This window comes from Eubacterium sp. CAG:156, assembly GCF_000434315.1.
Taxonomy (GTDB): domain Bacteria; phylum Bacillota; class Clostridia; order Lachnospirales; family Lachnospiraceae; genus Eubacterium_U; species Eubacterium_U album.
Window position 1 is genome coordinate 33,443 of record NZ_FR878187.1, and the last position, 16,811, is coordinate 50,253.

At 32.0% G+C, this 16,811-nt stretch carries 12 protein-coding genes; 11 read left to right on the top strand and 1 reads right to left on the bottom strand.

Features of this window, described 5'->3' with window-relative positions; translation table 11 throughout:
- Positions 1-5 precede the first annotated feature (5 nt).
- The 10 genes from ABMA45_RS09675 to ABMA45_RS09720 all read left to right on the top strand — a co-directional run bounded on the left by ABMA45_RS09675 (position 6) and on the right by ABMA45_RS09720 (position 15,281).
- The gene (locus tag ABMA45_RS09675; RefSeq protein ID WP_022089685.1) at positions 6-1,319 is read left to right on the top strand and encodes an LCP family protein; all 1,314 of its coding nucleotides are present in this window, start codon (positions 6-8) and stop codon (positions 1,317-1,319) included.
- 239 nt (positions 1,320-1,558) lie between these two features.
- Positions 1,559-3,181, top strand: coding sequence for a S1C family serine protease (locus ABMA45_RS09680; RefSeq protein WP_022089686.1), 1,623 nt, complete (start codon positions 1,559-1,561; stop codon positions 3,179-3,181).
- A 337-nt stretch (positions 3,182-3,518) separates the two neighbouring features.
- Positions 3,519-5,060, top strand: coding sequence for an ATP-dependent Clp protease ATP-binding subunit ClpX (gene clpX, locus ABMA45_RS09685; protein WP_022089687.1), 1,542 nt, complete (start codon positions 3,519-3,521; stop codon positions 5,058-5,060).
- Between the two features lie 217 nt (positions 5,061-5,277).
- Positions 5,278-7,485 (top strand): glycosyltransferase family protein, encoded by a 2,208-nt coding sequence (locus ABMA45_RS09690; protein ID WP_022089688.1) that lies wholly within the window; start codon positions 5,278-5,280, stop codon positions 7,483-7,485.
- Positions 7,460-8,695, top strand: coding sequence for a nucleotide sugar dehydrogenase (locus ABMA45_RS09695; protein ID WP_347996283.1), 1,236 nt, complete (start codon positions 7,460-7,462; stop codon positions 8,693-8,695). The genes ABMA45_RS09690 and ABMA45_RS09695 overlap by 26 nt, the downstream gene beginning before the upstream one ends.
- Before the next feature lie 32 nt (positions 8,696-8,727).
- On the top strand, positions 8,728-9,417 hold the full coding sequence (locus ABMA45_RS09700) for a glycosyltransferase family 2 protein (protein ID WP_022089690.1): 690 nt from the start codon (positions 8,728-8,730) through the stop codon (positions 9,415-9,417).
- A 3-nt stretch (positions 9,418-9,420) separates the two neighbouring features.
- Entirely contained in the window at positions 9,421-9,780 is a 360-nt protein-coding gene (locus ABMA45_RS09705) for a DUF2304 domain-containing protein (protein ID WP_022089691.1), read from the top strand.
- A gap of 283 nt (positions 9,781-10,063) precedes the next feature.
- Complete coding sequence (locus tag ABMA45_RS09710) at positions 10,064-11,779, top strand: S8 family peptidase (protein WP_022089692.1); 1,716 nt, start codon at positions 10,064-10,066, stop codon at positions 11,777-11,779.
- Between the two features lie 144 nt (positions 11,780-11,923).
- On the top strand, positions 11,924-13,657 hold the full coding sequence (locus ABMA45_RS09715; protein WP_022089693.1) for a proline--tRNA ligase: 1,734 nt from the start codon (positions 11,924-11,926) through the stop codon (positions 13,655-13,657).
- 310 nt (positions 13,658-13,967) lie between these two features.
- Positions 13,968-15,281: a HEAT repeat domain-containing protein gene (locus ABMA45_RS09720; protein WP_158562624.1), complete on the top strand. Its 1,314-nt coding sequence runs from the start codon at positions 13,968-13,970 to the stop codon at positions 15,279-15,281.
- A gap of 151 nt (positions 15,282-15,432) precedes the next feature.
- Here the strand turns inward: ABMA45_RS09720 and ABMA45_RS09725 are convergent, their stop codons facing one another.
- Complete coding sequence (locus tag ABMA45_RS09725; RefSeq protein ID WP_347996284.1) at positions 15,433-15,969, bottom strand: hypothetical protein; 537 nt, start codon at positions 15,967-15,969, stop codon at positions 15,433-15,435.
- A 354-nt stretch (positions 15,970-16,323) separates the two neighbouring features.
- On the opposite strand from ABMA45_RS09725, the gene ABMA45_RS09730 reads away from it, so the two are divergent.
- Positions 16,324-16,743, top strand: a complete 420-nt coding sequence (locus ABMA45_RS09730) for a Fur family transcriptional regulator (RefSeq protein WP_022089696.1) — start codon at positions 16,324-16,326, stop codon at positions 16,741-16,743.
- Positions 16,744-16,811 lie beyond the last annotated feature (68 nt).

Below are 16,811 nucleotides of genomic sequence, written 5' to 3' on the forward strand. Positions count from 1 at the left end.
TACAAATGAGTTCAAAAAATAAAACAAAGCAGCAGAAGTTAAGGTCTTTATCAAGATTAAAGAAGGTCCTGATATTTTTTGAAGTACTGTTTGCAGTATGTGTTATTTTAATGGGCACGGTAATGTTTGTGCCAGCTGTAAAAGGAGCAATTGTTGAAGGACTTACAAAAACACCGGTAGGACAAAATATAATAAAATTGTTCGGAAGCAAATCTTATGATAAAAGTGTATTTGATGGTGATTTTAACAAGAATCAAGTAGAAACAAATAATCTTCAATACAATTATTCTGAAGAATATACTAATTTTATTTTATTTGGAATTGATTCACGAACAAGTCAGTTTGACGAGGGTACAAACAGTGATTCAATGGTAATTGTAAGTGTTCACAATACTACAGGTGAAGTAAAGATGGTGTCTATTTATAGAGATACATTTTTGAGAATATATAATAGCGATGGAACATATAAATATTTCAAAGTAAATTCAGCATATTCAGTTGGTGGTGCTGAAGGAGCTATTAATACTTTAAATAAAAATTTGGATTTACAGCTTACAGATTACGTTACTGTTAATTTTGCCGGTGTAGCAAAGATAATAGATACTCTTGGTGGAATTAAAGTTAATCTTACAGATGATGAGGTTAATCAGCTTAATCATCATATGAAGAGTACAATCAGTACTACAGGAGAATATGCAAAGCCTATAGCCAAAAGTGGAAAGAACATAAAGCTGAATGGTATTCAGGCCACTACATATTGTAGAATCCGTAAGGCAACATTTTATGATCCGGACACTGGTAAAGCCATAAGGGATGACTTTGGAAGAGCTGCACGTCAGCGTTCTGTTATTATGAAATTAGTAGACAGAGCTAAAAAAGCAAGTGTAAGTGAACTTCAGCAGATGATAAACACTGTTTTAGATGGAAATACAAAGAAAGAAAAGATAATTTCTACAAGTTTTGATTTTGATCAGATAGTAGGAATGTTACCAATCATTTTTGACTTTTCATTGAGTGGAAGTGAAGGATTCCCATCAGAACTTACAACAGGAACAATAGATAATACAAGTTATGTTTTACCACAGGGGTTAAGCCAGAATGTAACAGCATTGCATGAATTCCTTTATGGAGAAGAAAATTATCAGCCAACTTCAACTGTTGAAGAAATAGACAGTAGTATTGTCAGCCAGACAGGTGTTTCTTCAAGTTCTACAGGTTATAATCCTACAGAGATGGGTGGAACAAGTACAGATGAAGAGGAATCGCAGACAGAAGAGTTTTATGATTACGATGATGGTGGCGATACAGAATTTCATTAAAGAAATATAAAAAATAGCTGAGAAGTATTTTAGAGAGCAAATGTGTAACTATTTACTTTTCGGCTATTTTTATGAGCAAGCCCATGTGGCTTAGACTTTTAGACTTTGGTATCAAAAATTGCTGTGATTTCAAAACTTTTTAACAAAGGGAACACAAAAACATCACAAATTAAAACTAAACTGTTACTTGTAATAAAGATAGACGTTACAAAGAATGTGTACAGAAAGGGGAAAGCAATATGTACGATGAAGAAAATAATGTTAACAGCAACCAGACAGAGGAAACTGTAAACGATAATCAAAATAGTAACAATGAAACAAATGGTAACGTAAACGGAAATAGTAATAGTGAACAAAGTGGCTCATATTATAATAGTGGCAACACAAACAACAATGGTCAGGGTTCATATTACAATAGTGGAAATAATTCATATTATAATCAGAGTAATAATTCGAACAACGGATATGATAATTCAAATTCAGGATATAACAATTATAATAATGGTTATAATAACTATAATGATAACAACAAAAAGCCAAAAAAGAATAAGACTGCAATTTTAATTTCATGTATAGCAGGTGTGGTTGTTGTTTTAGCTGTAGGAGTTTCGTTAATAACAGGTTCTATTGCTGGAAAAGGTAATAATACAAATAACATTTTATCATCAGATAACAGCAGCAAAAAGACAACAACAGCAGATAATAAAGATATTCCTAGTGTCGGCTCAACAGATGTTATTGAAGATACAAATTCAGGCTCAGATGGAAAAGTTGTAATAACAGATGTATCTGATGTTGTTTCAGACGTTATGAATTCAGTTGTAGCTATTACAAATACTACATTAGTTCAATCAAATTATTATGATAATTTTAGTTATTTCTATGGTTATGGTTTTGGAAATAATGATGGAAATAACAATGGACAGTCATATGAAGAACAGTCAGCAGGTTCAGGAATTATCGTAGAACAGACAGACACAGAATTGCTTGTAGTTACAAATAACCACGTAGTAGAGGGCGCAGATTCATTATCAATTCAGTTTGTAGATGGTGAATCAGTTGAAGGTAGTGTAAAAGGTACAGATACAAAGGCAGATGTTGCTGTAGTAGCAATTAAATTATCAGATATTAAGGAATCAACTTTAAAAACAATTAAGAAAGCAACACTTGGGAATTCAGATGAAGTAACAGTAGGTGAAGGTGTAATTGCAATTGGTAATGCATTAGGCTATGGTCAGTCAGTTACATCAGGAATTATTAGTGCAAAAGATAGAGAAGTAACATTTGATAATAACAATACAATGAAATTACTTCAGACAGATGCGGCAATTAATGGTGGTAACAGTGGTGGAGCTTTAATTAATGCAAAAGGTGAAGTAATCGGAATTAACGTAGCTAAATATTCATCAAGTTCTACATCTTCATCAGCAAGCGTAGAAGGAATGGGATTTGCAATTCCAATTTCATCAGTAACAGATATTATTAATAATTTGGAACAGAGAGAAACAAGAACAAAGGTTTCATCAGATGAAAAAGGATATCTTGGAATCCAGGGATATATTGTAACATCTGATGCAGTAGAACAGTATTCAATGCCGGAAGGTGTTTATGTATACGCAGTAACAGACGGTGCAGCAGCAGCAAAAGCCGGAATCGTAGCAACAGATGTAATCGTAGGATTTGACGGTCAGACAGTAAATTCAATGGATGATTTACAGAGTATATTGGAATACTATAAAGCTGGAGAAACAGTTACTGTAAAAGTCGCATACAGAGACGGAAGAGATTATAAAGAAAAAGATGTAAGCTTAACATTAAGTTCTTCAAGCGAAGCCGGAGCAAATGAACAGACAACAAAATAATATATAGACTATAAAGAGTGAATAAGAAGCCTATAGATTTGTTTTAAAACAATTCTATGGGCTTTTTGGTGTCGTTTATTCAAAGAAATTGCCATAGCATATGGTTTTGTGATAATATGTTACAAGATTTAAAAGAATCAGATATATAATGCCTGAGTCAAAAGGGCTAACCCCACATGAACTTGCTCATAAGTGGGTGAAAGACCTTAGGACCCGCGCCAATATGAGCAAAAAGCGGGAAGACTATCCCACGATATGCGAATATTGGGTAGAATCAAAGTTGGGGTGCCCCTGAAATTATATAAAGTACTATGGTGATAACTGAAAGGAAAACAGCATGGATAAAGAATTTGAAACAAAAGAAGATATGAATATAAAAGAAAACGAAGAAATCATTAATGATAAAGAAACGACAGATGAATCATTAGACAATACTAATGAAACAAAAAAAGACTATATAAAAAAAGAAGACACAACTTCAACAGACAAAGATGATAATGAAGATGAAGATGAAAAAATTTGTTATGTCTGCAGAAGACCTGAGAGCCGTGCAGGAAAGATGGTATCAATGCCGGGAAACATATATGTATGTACAGATTGTTTGCAGAGAAGTTTTGATACAATGAATGATGGATTAGCAGGATTCCCGGGATTTGGCGGATTAAATGGTATGAATGTGAACATAAGTGAAGAGGATTTGGAAAAATTATTAAAAATGCCTAATGTAAGAATGGTTACAAGTGATGATTTTAATAGAGAAATTCCAAAAAATCAGAAATTAAAGAAAAAGAAAAAAACAGAAGAAAAAGAAGTTAAGACTATAGATTTGGCAAATTTGCCTGCTCCACATAAAATTAAAGAGCAGTTAGACGAATATGTGGTAGGTCAGGACTATGCTAAAAAAGTAATGTCAGTAGGTGTTTATAATCACTATAAGAGAGTTGCTAACACGATACAGGATGATGTTGAAATTGAAAAGTCAAACATGCTTATGATAGGACCTACAGGTTGTGGTAAAACATTTCTTGTAAAGACATTGGCAAAAATATTAGATGTGCCTTTGGCAATCGCAGATGCAACATCATTAACTGAGGCAGGATATATTGGTGATGATATAGAAAGTGTACTTTCTAAATTGTTGGCAGCAGCAGATAATGATGTAGAAAGAGCTGAGACAGGAATTGTATTTATTGATGAAATTGACAAATTAGCAAAGAAACAGAATTCAACAAATAGAGATGTAAGCGGAGAATCTGTTCAGCAGGGATTGTTAAAATTGCTAGAAGGCAGTGAAGTTGAGGTGCCGGTTGGAGCAACAAGTAAAAATGCAATGGTGCCTTTAGCAACAGTAAACACAAAGAATATATTATTTATATGTGGCGGTGCATTTCCGGGATTGGAAGATATTATTAAGGAACGTCTTAACAAGCAGGCAACAATAGGTTTTATGTCTGATTTGAAAGACAAATATGATAAAGATGCTAAAATATTATCTAAAGTAATAAATGAAGATTTGAGAAAATTTGGTATGATACCGGAATTCATTGGACGTCTTCCAATAATATTTACATTGGAAGGTTTGACAGAAGAAATGCTTGTAAAAATACTTACAGAGCCAAAAAATGCTATAATTAAACAGTACAAAAAGTTGCTGGCTATAGATGAAGTAGATTTAAGATTTACAGAAGATGCATTAAAAGAAATAGCTGCAAGAGCGATAAATAAAAATACAGGAGCAAGAGCTTTGCGGTCTATTATTGAGGACTTCATGCTAGACATTATGTACGAAATTCCAAAAGATGATAATATTGGAACAGTTACTGTGACAAAGGAATGCATAGAAAAGAAAGGTGCTCCTATAATTGGATTCAGAGGATAGGAATTACTTGAACAAAATGATTAAATTATAGACATAATATTTAGAAGATTTATTTTATTAAGTTTATTTTAATAATTATGCAATAAAAATAAATGTTTGATAGTTTATTATATGATGGGTAGGATTATGAGAGTGTAAATTTAGAACAATCTGCAACCCATATGTTAATATAAGCAAAACATAGGGACATGAGAGGAAAACGGTAGGAGATGTTATTGTGAAAAATATATATTCTGTTTTTAAAAACATAATAAATGGTCAGGATAGCTTAGAATGGGCGTTAGATTTAAATGATGATGATTTAAATGACAAAGAAAATGAAAGAAAAGAAGAAGTATTTAAAGTAATTAAATCAGACATAGAAAAACTTCCTAACAGGGGAATAAAAGGGAAACCATTAGTTTCCATAATAATTGTCAATAGAGAAACTGAAAAACTTGAAGAGCTAATAGAATCTTTGCAAAAATGCAAATTTTATGACAATTATGAAATTATTATCGTTGATGCATTATCAGATGGACATTTGACAGAATGTGTTGAAAAATGGAAAAAGAAAATGGCCTTAACAGTTGTTAATAATAAAAAGAAAATAACAACTTCTATGATGAATAATGCCGGCGTAAAGAAAGCAAAGGGTGAATACTTTGTATTTCTTGATAATAATGTAATTGTTTCAGACAGATGGCTAGATGAATTGTTATATGCTTATCAGAATTTACCGCAGGCAGGTATTGTGTCGGGAAGATTAATATATCCTGCAATGCCAAAAGATAATAAAAATAGTGGCAATAGTTTCTGTATTCAAAGTACAGGAATAGAAATTAAAGGCTCAATTTTTGAAGATGCATATTTTATGCAACCATTTGATGTGGATAATAAAAAAGAAATATGTGAAGCGGATAAAGAAATAAAAGAGAGAGTAGCAGTGTCAGGGGCGATGATGTTAGTGAGCAGAGAAGTGTTCAATGAAATCGGACCTTTTGACAGAAAATATAATTTAGGCTACGAAAGTACAGATTTATGCCTTCATGGATTTTACAAAGGGTATAAGAATTATTATATTCCTACATCTAATGCTTTTTTCTGTGATACGGAAAACAAGTTGTATGATGATGAAACAAAGGACTTAAAGCGTATAAGAAAGAATGTAAAGGTATTTAAATGCGTATGGCAGAGCTATTTGCTAAGACAGGTTATTAAGGATAAAATAGAAGAAAATAATATTTTTACAAAAAATCCATTAAAGATTACAATAATAGAACCTGAAAATGATGAAAAGTGTAGAGATTTAGGCGAATCATTAAGTGATAAAGGTTATGATGTAGAATATTTAGAAGCAGAGAAATTACCTCATGCAGTAGGAATCTATACTGATGTCATTGTAGATGGAACAAATAATACAGAGAGCTCTGATTATACAGATACAAGAGATAGTGTTATAATAGTTCCTATAGAAAAATTTGATAAATTAGATGCTGATAAATTTAAGGATTTAGTATATGAAATTAATGATTATGTTGATCCAAAGGGAATAGACATATGTGGATCAATGCCAAATACAGAAGCAATTTATAATTGGGGAGATTATCATTATGCATTAGCACTTGCTAAATCTTTAGAGAAACTCGGTTATCATTGCACTGTTAAGACAAGAGATGAATGGTATGAGAGAAGTCGTAATGCGTATTCAATTGTTCTTAGAGGAAAATATGCATGCTATCCTAAGATAGAACAGAAGTATTCAATTATGTGGAATATTTCACACCCTGACAGAGTAAAAGTAGAAGAGTATAATTGTTTTGATATGGTTTATGCAGCTTCTGATGTAATTGAAAAACAGTTAAAGGAAAAAATAAAAGTTCCGGTAAAAACACTTATGCAGTGTACTGATCCGGAAGTTATGACTAATGTTAATGAAGAGGCAGAAAAGAAATACGAGCTTTTATTTGTTGGAAATTCAAGAAATGTATTTAGAACAATACTTAAAGATTTACTTCCTACAGAACATAAACTTACAGTTTATGGAGATGGATGGGATGAATTTCCTGTTAAAGATTATGTAGAAGCGAAGTATATGCCAAATGAGCAGGTTGGACAGGCTTATCACGATGCAAAAATATTATTAAATGACCATTGGGATGACATGAAGGATAATGGTATAATATCTAATCGTATATTTGATGCATTGGCAGCAGGGGCATTTATAATTAGTGATGATATGCCACAACTTCATAAATACTTTGAGGGTTGTCTGGTGACTTATAGAGACAGGGAAGATTTGAAAAATAAGATTGATTATTATTTGACTCATGAAGATGAGAGAAAAGAAATTGTAGGGAAAGGTAAAAAGATTGTATTAAGAAATCATACATTTGATGCGAGAGCAAAAGAAATCAGTTATGATTTGGAAAATAAAAAGGAGTAGGATTTTGAGTAAAATAGCAATAGCCGGAACAGGATATGTAGGATTATCAAATGCAGTTTTGTTAGCACAACATAATGACGTAGTGGCTGTAGATGTGATTGAAGAAAAAGTTAATATGATTAATAATAAGAAATCACCTATTGTAGATAAAGAAATTCAGGAATTCCTTACAGAAAAGAAATTAAATTTAAAAGCTACACTAGATGGTGAAAACGCTTATAAAGATGCTGAATTTGTCATTGTGTCAACACCTACAAATTATGACCCGGATAAAAATTATTTTGATACTTCATCAGTTGAACAGGTAATTGAACTCGTTCTTAAAGTAAATAAGGATGCTATAATTGTAATTAAATCAACAGTGCCTGTAGGATATACAGAGAGTGTCAGAAAAAAATATGATACGGAAAATATAATTTTTTCACCGGAATTTTTGCGTGAAGGAAGAGCATTATATGACAATTTGTATCCTTCAAGAATAATAGTTGGTGCACCTGATAATAATGAAAAAATAAAACAAGCTGCACACACATTTGCAAAACTTCTTGTGGAAGGAGCATTAAAGGAAAATATAGACGTTTTGTTTACAAAACCTACAGAAGCAGAGGCTGTCAAATTATTTGCTAACACATATTTAGCGCTTAGAGTATCATTCTTTAATGAACTTGATACTTATGCTGAGGTTAGGGGACTTGACACAAAACAAATTATAGAGGGAATCGGACTTGACCCAAGAATCGGAAATTATTATAACAATCCGTCATTTGGATATGGTGGATATTGTCTGCCAAAAGATACAAAACAGCTTTTGGCAAATTATGAGAATGTCCCTAATAACATTATTGGAGCAATAGTAGAAGCAAATAACACAAGAAAAGATTTTATTGCAGAACAAATACTTAAAAAAGCAGGATTTCCACAGAACCAGAATGGCGTTGTAGGAATTTACAGGTTGACAATGAAGGCAAATTCTGATAATTTCAGACAGTCATCTATTCAAGGTGTTATGAAACGAATAAAGGCAAAAGGACTTAAAGTCGTTATATATGAACCTACGCTAAAAGAAGAAACATTCTTTAACAGTGAGGTAATAAAAGACGTTAATGAATTTAAAGAAAAATGTGACGTTATAGTTGCAAATAGATTTAATAATGATCTTGAGGATGTTTTAGATAAGGTTTATACAAGAGATTTGTATTTCAGAGATTAAGTGGTAGTATTTAAATTAAAGGAGAAAGATGCATGAAGAAATTGGTAATTATTCCTGCATATAATGAAAAGGACAGTATTGTAAATACTGTAAAAGATATTAAAGACAATGCACAGGGTTTTGATTATATTGTTGTAAATGATTGCTCAACAGATAATACTTATGATGTATGTGTAGAGAATGGATTAAAGGTAATTAATCTTCCATTGAATTTGGGAATTGGTGGAGCTGTACAGACCGGATATTTATATGCGTTTCAGAATGGATATGATATAGCAGTACAGTTTGATGGAGATGGACAACATGATGCAGCATACCTAAATGAGATGGCAGATTATCTTGTGAAAAATGAATGTGATATGGTAATCGGTTCAAGATTTATTGAAAAAGAAGGATTTCAGTCATCGTTTATCAGAAGAGTAGGAATAAAATATTTCACATTTTTAATTCATTTGCTTACAGGAAAGACAATAACAGACCCTACTTCAGGTATGAGAATGTGTAACAGAAGAACAATTGAAATGTTTGCCAAAGAATATCCTATAGATTATCCGGAACCGGAAAGTACGGTTCGTCTTATAAGACATAAGAGAAAGATTGAAGAAGTTCCGGTAATTATGAGAGAGAGAGCAGAAGGCGTTTCATCACTTTCATCAGTTAGACATTCGGTATACTATATGATAAAAGTATCCATAGCAATTTTGGTTGAGAAGTGGAGGTAGAATATGACAATTCGTTTACAGATTGTAATGACAGTAGTATTTTTATTGTTGTTTTGCATTATATATAATATGGTCAGAAAGAGAAAACTTGATTTAAAATTATCATTGCCATGGTTTATTGTGTTAATAGGACTTATAATTTTAGTCTGGATTCCTGATGCAATAGCAAAAATATCAGATTTAATGGGAGTATATTCTCCTGTAAATATGATTTTCTTATGTGGATTTGTATTTGCATTAATTTTAATATTTGTACTTACAACAACAGTTTCAAGATTAGCTGTTCGAGTAAGAAAGTTAACACAGATGGTAGGAATATTAAATAAAAAATTAGATTCAATAGAAAAAAATGAATTAAAATAATAAATAAAATTAATCACAATAAAAAGAATTCGTGTTGGTATATGCTGATGTGAATTCTTTTTTTTCCCCGCCAAGTGTGAAAGAAGAAATTGTTTCTTGCCAGGCATGGGAAATCAAAGTTTATAACCGAACGGTGAGTGTGGTCACTATCTGATATTTTTTTATTGAGCAAAAATAAAAAATAGCTTTTGTGAAATATACAATAGATTGAATTTTAAAGAGAAAATAATCATATACTTTATAAAATAATATTGGAGAGGAAGATGACCAAAGCCATTAGGCAATGGCATCAGAAAATATGATGAGTGAATGTGCGGAAAGAATTATATCGGAAGATTATGCTGATTTTATAATAGAGATTGGATTTAGGGAAAATGAAGCACGGCAGGAATATAAAGATTTGTGCATACAGGATATAGGGTATAAATTTTCCGCCATATATTATCCATTATCTGAAATAAATCCGATAAGTGTGGGTGAGGATACATATATTGCAATTCCCAAACTTTTTGGACTTATGGATACGTCTGCAGTCGAAGCAACGGGAGCATTGCGACTGCAAAGAGTAAGAGGCACATCTTTAACAGGAAATGGTGTAATAGTTGGTTTTATAGATACCGGAATTGATTATACAAATGACATATTTAAAAATGTTACGGGTAGGACGAGAATTTTATCTATATGGGATCAAAGTGATCAGAGTGGAACTCACCCGCAAGGAATAGAATTTGGGAGTGAGTATACAAGGGAAGATATTGACAGGGCATTGCAAAGTGAAAATCCGTATTCGATTGTTCCAACTAAAGATACACAGGGGCACGGAACATTTATGGCAGGAGTGGCATGTGGAAGTGAGGATGTGGAAAATAATTTTATTGGTGCAGCAAATGAAAGTCAGATTGCGGTTGTAAAATTAAAAAAAGCAAAGAAATATCTTAGGGATTTCTATCTCATAGAGGAAAATGTTCAGGATGTATATCAGGAAAATGATATTATGCAGGCAGTGACATATTTGAGAAATCTGTCAAGAAGAGAAAGCAAACCACTTGTTTTGGTTTTAGGTTTAGGTACAGGAAGTGGTCAAAGGTCCGGAGGTTCAGCTTTATCCCAACAATTAAATGATTTGGGTGAAATGATTGGATGTTGCGTAGTTACTTGCGCAGGAAATGAAGGAAATGCAAGACTTCATTATAAAGGCAGCGTGTTAAATAAAGAATATGAAGATGTAGAACTTAGGGTGGGCGAAGGAACAAATGGATTTACAATGGAACTTTGGGGAAATTCACCGGATATAATATCGGTTGCTTTTATTTCGCCTTCGGGAGAAATGATATCAAGGATTCCGGCAAGAGTAGGGCAAAGTGATACGGTAGAATTTTTGCTTGAAAAAAGTAAAATAGATATCAGTTATAGTCTTGTTGAAGCAGGCGGTGGTGTTGAACTAATATTTATGAGATTTATAGACCCTACGCCCGGAGTGTGGATAATCAGGGTATATGGAAATAATATATTAGAAGGTGATTACAATATCTGGCTTCCCATAAAGCAATTTATAGACAAAGAAACATATTTCTTAAAACCAAATCCTGATATAACTTTGACAGTTCCTTCGACAACTCAGGCTACAATAACGGTAGCGGCATATGATAATATGACAAATGCGTTATTTACAGATTCAAGCAGAGGTTTTACCAGAACAAATGAAATTAAGCCGGATATTACTGCACCTGGTGTAAATGTCTATGGACCCGGAATAAACAATAATTATGTGCGAAAGTCAGGAACATCGGTTGCAGCAGCTTTAGTTGCAGGAAACTGTGCACAACTTATGCAGTGGGGAATAGTGGAAAAAAATGAAACTCAAATGAAAACAAATTATATAAAAAACTTTTTAATAAGAGGGGCAATAAGGGATAGAAACATAGTTTATCCATCTAAAGAATGGGGATATGGTAAAGTAAATGTATATGAAGCCTTTAGCATACTTAGAAATAAATAATAAAGTATACTAATTCTCATCACCCATAGAATAAAGTGTACTAACTGTTCTCTCCCATTGATTTTTTTATAAATATATATTAAAATAAAGCAGTTAAAGACATAGCACATTGTGCCAGAATTTACATTAGTGAAGGAGAGAACGATGAAATTATCAAAATTAGTTGGCGACAGATTTAAAGAAAGACCTGCAAATTGTCAGATTGACAGTCATGCACTTATGGTTAGAGGAGGCTATATTAAAAATGTAGCAAATGGAATTTATTCACAGTTTCCGCCGATGAAGAGAATTTCACAGAAAATAGAAGCAATTATCAGAGACGAAATGGATAAGATTGATGGACAGGAAGTTTTATTCCCTGTTGCATTACCGGGTAGTCTTTGGGAAGAATCAGGAAGATATGAAAGTGTAGGTTCAGAACTCTTAAGATTTACAGACAGAACAGGAAGTAAGATGGTTCTTGGAATGACACACGAAGAAGCATCAGTTCAGTTAGTAAGAGAATACGCTAACAGTTATGCAAAATATCCATTTATGATTTATCAGATACAGACAAAATTCCGTGATGAGGCAAGACCTAGAGCAGGACTTATCCGTGTACGTGAATTTACAATGAAAGATGCATATTCATTCCATACATCACAGGAGGATTTGGAACAGTACTATCACAAGTGCTATGATGCATACTGCAGAATTTTTGCAAGATGCGGAATTCCTGAAGTAGCAGTTGTAAAATCTGATTCAGGTATGATGGGTGGAAATATTTCTCATGAATATATGCTTCTTACACCGGCAGGGGAAGATTCAATAGCAATTTGTCCTGAATGTGGATACAGTGCAAATGTAGAAGCAGCAGAATCAATTGTAGAAAATGAAAACAAACTTCCAAAAGAAGAATTGAAGGAAGTTTCAACACCTCATGCAGGAACAATAGAAGAACTTTGTGATTTCTTAAAAATACCTGCAGAAAATACTGCAAAGGCTGTTGTATATCAGAGAAATGAAGATGACACATTTGTTGTTGCGTTTATAAGAGGAGATTTAGATATAAATGAAGCTAAACTTACAAAGGTAGTAGGTTGTGACATTCATCCGGCTGATATTGTTGATGACAGTGTATTAACAGCAGGATTTATCGGACCTGTTGGTATTTCTGATAAAGTAACTGTGTTCTTTGACAGTTCATTAAAAGGAATTGATTATCTTGTAACAGGTGCTAATAAAGTTGACACTCATTATACAGGATTTAATGTTGAAAGAGACTGTGGAGATGTTGAATATTATGATTTGGCAAAAATTGCCGAAGGTGGAATCTGCCCACAGTGTGGAAAGAAAACAATTACAATTTCAAGAGGAATTGAAGTTGGTAATATATTCCAGTTAGGAACAAAGTATTCAAAGGCTATGAACTTTACATATACTGATGAAAATGGAGAAACACAGTATCCTATCATGGGATGCTATGGTATTGGTGTAGGTCGTATGGCAGCTTCAATTTGCGAAGTAAGACATGATGACTTCGGACCAATCTGGCCAATTACAATTGCTCCATGGCAGGTACACATTTGTTGCTTAAGAAGTGATGATGAAGAATGTAAGGCTTATGCAGATAATTTATATGAAACACTTCAGAATAAAGGCATTGAAGTAATATATGATGACAGAAAAGCAAGACCGGGAGCTATGTTCGCAGATGCTGACTTACTTGGAGTGCCTGTACGTGTTGTAGTAAGTCCAAGAAATATGGGAGAAGGTGTTGTAGAAATCTCAACAAGAGATAAGAGCATTCAGCAGAAGACACCTACAGATGATGCAGTAACAGAAGTTGAAAACATTATTGCACAGTTAAAAGAACAGATTTATTCACATGTAAAATAGCATTGAGAAATGTAACTTGATTGTTAGTAATTAAAAAGGTTAGAATGATGTATAACATCATTTTAACCTTTTTTTATATTATAGCTACTATGCTACATTTTACTTTTTTTATTGTGAATTAATATAGTTGATGATACAATAAATTTAAAATAAATGATAAATTGTATTGTGAAAAACATTAATAAATGACTTAATCTCTGAACAGAACCAGATTGATGTATCAGATAGAATCTGACATTTCAATATGATGTTGTTTGGGGATTTTTTTACAGGAGAATGTAATGAAATTCTAATGGTTGAGGAAGGAACAATGATGAATTTTAAAGAAAAATGTGAGCTGTTGACATATCTACAAGAAAAATCATACGTGGAAGATTTTGATGAAAAAGATTATAGTATATTAAGTGAATTATCTTATGATGAAGATGCCTATATTAGAGCTGTTGTTGCAGAAACTCTAGTAGAGTCTAGTGATGAAAAAGGCGAACAGATATTGTTACGATTAACTAAAGACCATGATTGGCTGGTAAGGACAGATGCATGTGATTCATTGTGCATAAGTGAATCTGTTGATACATATAATCTGTTAAAAGAAATTGCAAAGAAAGATACAAGTGGTTTGGTGCGGGGATATGCAATATTGTCATTAGAAAATATTGCAAATAGAATTAATAGGGAAAATGAGTTGATTGAATTTTTGGAAGAAAGGATAATAAAGGAAAAAGTTCAGTTTACAAGAATAAATACATATACTGCTTTATATAAATTGGGACGAGAGAAATATTTGAAAAATTTATTATCTATGTTTAATTCAAAAAAATATGAGAATAGACATTCGGTAGTTGAAAGTTTACATGAAATTTTTGATGATAGCAATAAAAATGAGATTATTACAGCCTTATTAGAGCATAAGAAAGTTGAAACAGCGGGGTCAGTAATTTATAGAATTAATGATATAATTGAGGAAATATTCTTAATTGATTTAAAGGAAAAGTCAGATGAGAAAGGCATTGATGAGAAAGATTTTTGTAGATTGAAAGAGATTTCAGTCGAGGGAAGTTGTAATAATAGAGGTTTCGCTGCTAGAGTATTAGTTAATTCGAATTTGAAAGAAGGAGAAAAAATATTGCAACGATTAGCTCATGATAATGATCTATTTGTGAGAATGGAAGCATGTGATTCATTATGTAATGGTAAATCCTTAAAAACCTATAAATTACTAAAGAATATAGGAGAAAAAGATACAAGTGGTTTGGTACGAGGATATGCAATAGCATCATTGGGAGATGTAGCGATTGAGATAAATCAGCAGCATGATTTAATTGAATTTTTGAAACGTAGATTGTTAAATGAAAAAGTTGAGTTTGCGAGAATATATATATTTAGTGTTTTATATAGTTTAGGTATAGAAGAATATTTAGCGAATTTATTATCAATGTTAAATTCAAAAAGATATCAAAACAGACAGACAGTAGTTGAAAACTTAAGTGAAATTGTAAATGATAGTAATAAAGAAGTGATACGTACAACATTAATTGAACATAAGAAAATTGAGACTAAATGTTCAGTTATTTCTGAAATTAATGAAGTACTTGAACAGATAGAAAGAGATTGGGATGAATAAAACAAGAAGTTATTATTTGGCAACGGTAATCTGTTTTGGTGGTCTTTTCCTGAAAATTTCGAAATTCCATAGCATAAATATAAAAGAATAATGAACTAAAAAAGGATTGATTCTATAATTTATATAGGTCCAATCCTTTTTTGTTATAAAATTATCTTCTTCTGGCATATTTTCCTTTTTTCTTATTAGGATTAATCTTCTTTTGTTTTTTCTGAGTACATTCGCCAAAGAAATAAATAATTTTTCGCCCATTTTCTTTATAGTGTTCCTTCACGAACAAAAAGTATATGAAGAAAATTACTCCAATTATCATTATGTTAGGATTCTTATCCATAAACCAAAACATTAGCAATAAAGATACAATGGATAAAATAACAACAATATTAAAAATTGCTGACATAAAAGTAAATCCTTTTATAAAACATAAACCATCTTTTTCGATAATCTTACCAGTAAAAACATTGTTGATTGATGTAATAAAATCCTTTTGTTCATTGCCACTTATGTAATAAGTGCATAATTTTTTCTTTTCTTCATCATAAGAAACATGAACACCTGGTTCTTTACCTTCAAATGTCTCAATAGACCAATATCCGAAAGGCTCTTCGTCATTATAATGTTCTGCTTTTTTTAGTCGGTTTACCAAAGTGTTTAAGGGCATATTAGCCTCGAGATTTACGTATCGCATAAAATCACCTCATATCATTTAGTAACAGGTCGGTGAAGAATTATTAAATAAATAACACTTCGCCAAAACTTAATAAAGATTATAACATATTAAAGATGTCATGGTCAAAAAGTTTAAGCTCACATAAGTTTGATTATGAGTGAGTGAAAGAACTTTTGCCCTGGCATCAAATTAAATTACAAGATAGCAAATTATACTTCAAAATATAACACGAAAAAAACGAAGACAAAATGAAAAAGATTTTCAAATTCGTTGACTAAAACAAAAAATAAGAGTAAAATGAAAAAGATTTTCAAATTGGATGATAATATAATGTACCAAATATATATATTTTCTGAAAGGCAGGAATATAAAATGAGTGGAAATAAAAATTATAAAACTAAACAGCAAAGTGCCATTATGGATTGTATAAAGACAAATGCTAATGGTTATGTAACAGTTAACGATATATGGAATTACTTAAAAGAACATAATTACTCAGTTGGACAGACTACAATATACAGACATTTAGATAAAATGGAAGAGGCAGGAATTGTAACAAGATTAAAAGTAGAAGGACAGGCAGGAGCATGCTATAAATATTTGAATCCTCAAGAAAAGATTGAAGATGGATTTTACATAAAATGCGAAGAATGTGGGGAAGTTACAAGAATGGAATGCCATCATTTAGAAGAAATTTACAGACATATTGGTGATGACCATAATTTCAGAATAAATCCTAAAAAGACTGTATTTTATGGGAAATGTGAAAAATGTCAAAAGTCAGATAAATAGAGTTATATAAAAAACCGGAAGGCAGAAAGAATTATTGAATCTAATAAAAAAGCCGGAAAGCAGGTAAG

Bases quoted from the DNA above. Each gene is read 5' to 3' on its own strand.
- ABMA45_RS09675 (WP_022089685.1), top strand. From the start codon at position 6: ATGAGTTCAAAAAATAAAACAAAGCAGCAGAAGTTAAGGTCTTTATCA.
- ABMA45_RS09680 (WP_022089686.1), top strand. From the start codon at position 1,559: ATGTACGATGAAGAAAATAATGTTAACAGCAACCAGACAGAGGAAACT.
- clpX (WP_022089687.1), top strand. From the start codon at position 3,519: ATGGATAAAGAATTTGAAACAAAAGAAGATATGAATATAAAAGAAAAC.
- ABMA45_RS09695 (WP_347996283.1), top strand. From the start codon at position 7,460: ATGATTTGGAAAATAAAAAGGAGTAGGATTTTGAGTAAAATAGCAATA.
- ABMA45_RS09700 (WP_022089690.1), top strand. From the start codon at position 8,728: ATGAAGAAATTGGTAATTATTCCTGCATATAATGAAAAGGACAGTATT.
- ABMA45_RS09705 (WP_022089691.1), top strand. From the start codon at position 9,421: ATGACAATTCGTTTACAGATTGTAATGACAGTAGTATTTTTATTGTTG.
- ABMA45_RS09710 (WP_022089692.1), top strand. From the start codon at position 10,064: ATGGCATCAGAAAATATGATGAGTGAATGTGCGGAAAGAATTATATCG.
- ABMA45_RS09715 (WP_022089693.1), top strand. From the start codon at position 11,924: ATGAAATTATCAAAATTAGTTGGCGACAGATTTAAAGAAAGACCTGCA.
- ABMA45_RS09720 (WP_158562624.1), top strand. From the start codon at position 13,968: ATGATGAATTTTAAAGAAAAATGTGAGCTGTTGACATATCTACAAGAA.
- ABMA45_RS09725 (WP_347996284.1), bottom strand. From the start codon at position 15,969: ATGCGATACGTAAATCTCGAGGCTAATATGCCCTTAAACACTTTGGTA.
- ABMA45_RS09730 (WP_022089696.1), top strand. From the start codon at position 16,324: ATGAGTGGAAATAAAAATTATAAAACTAAACAGCAAAGTGCCATTATG.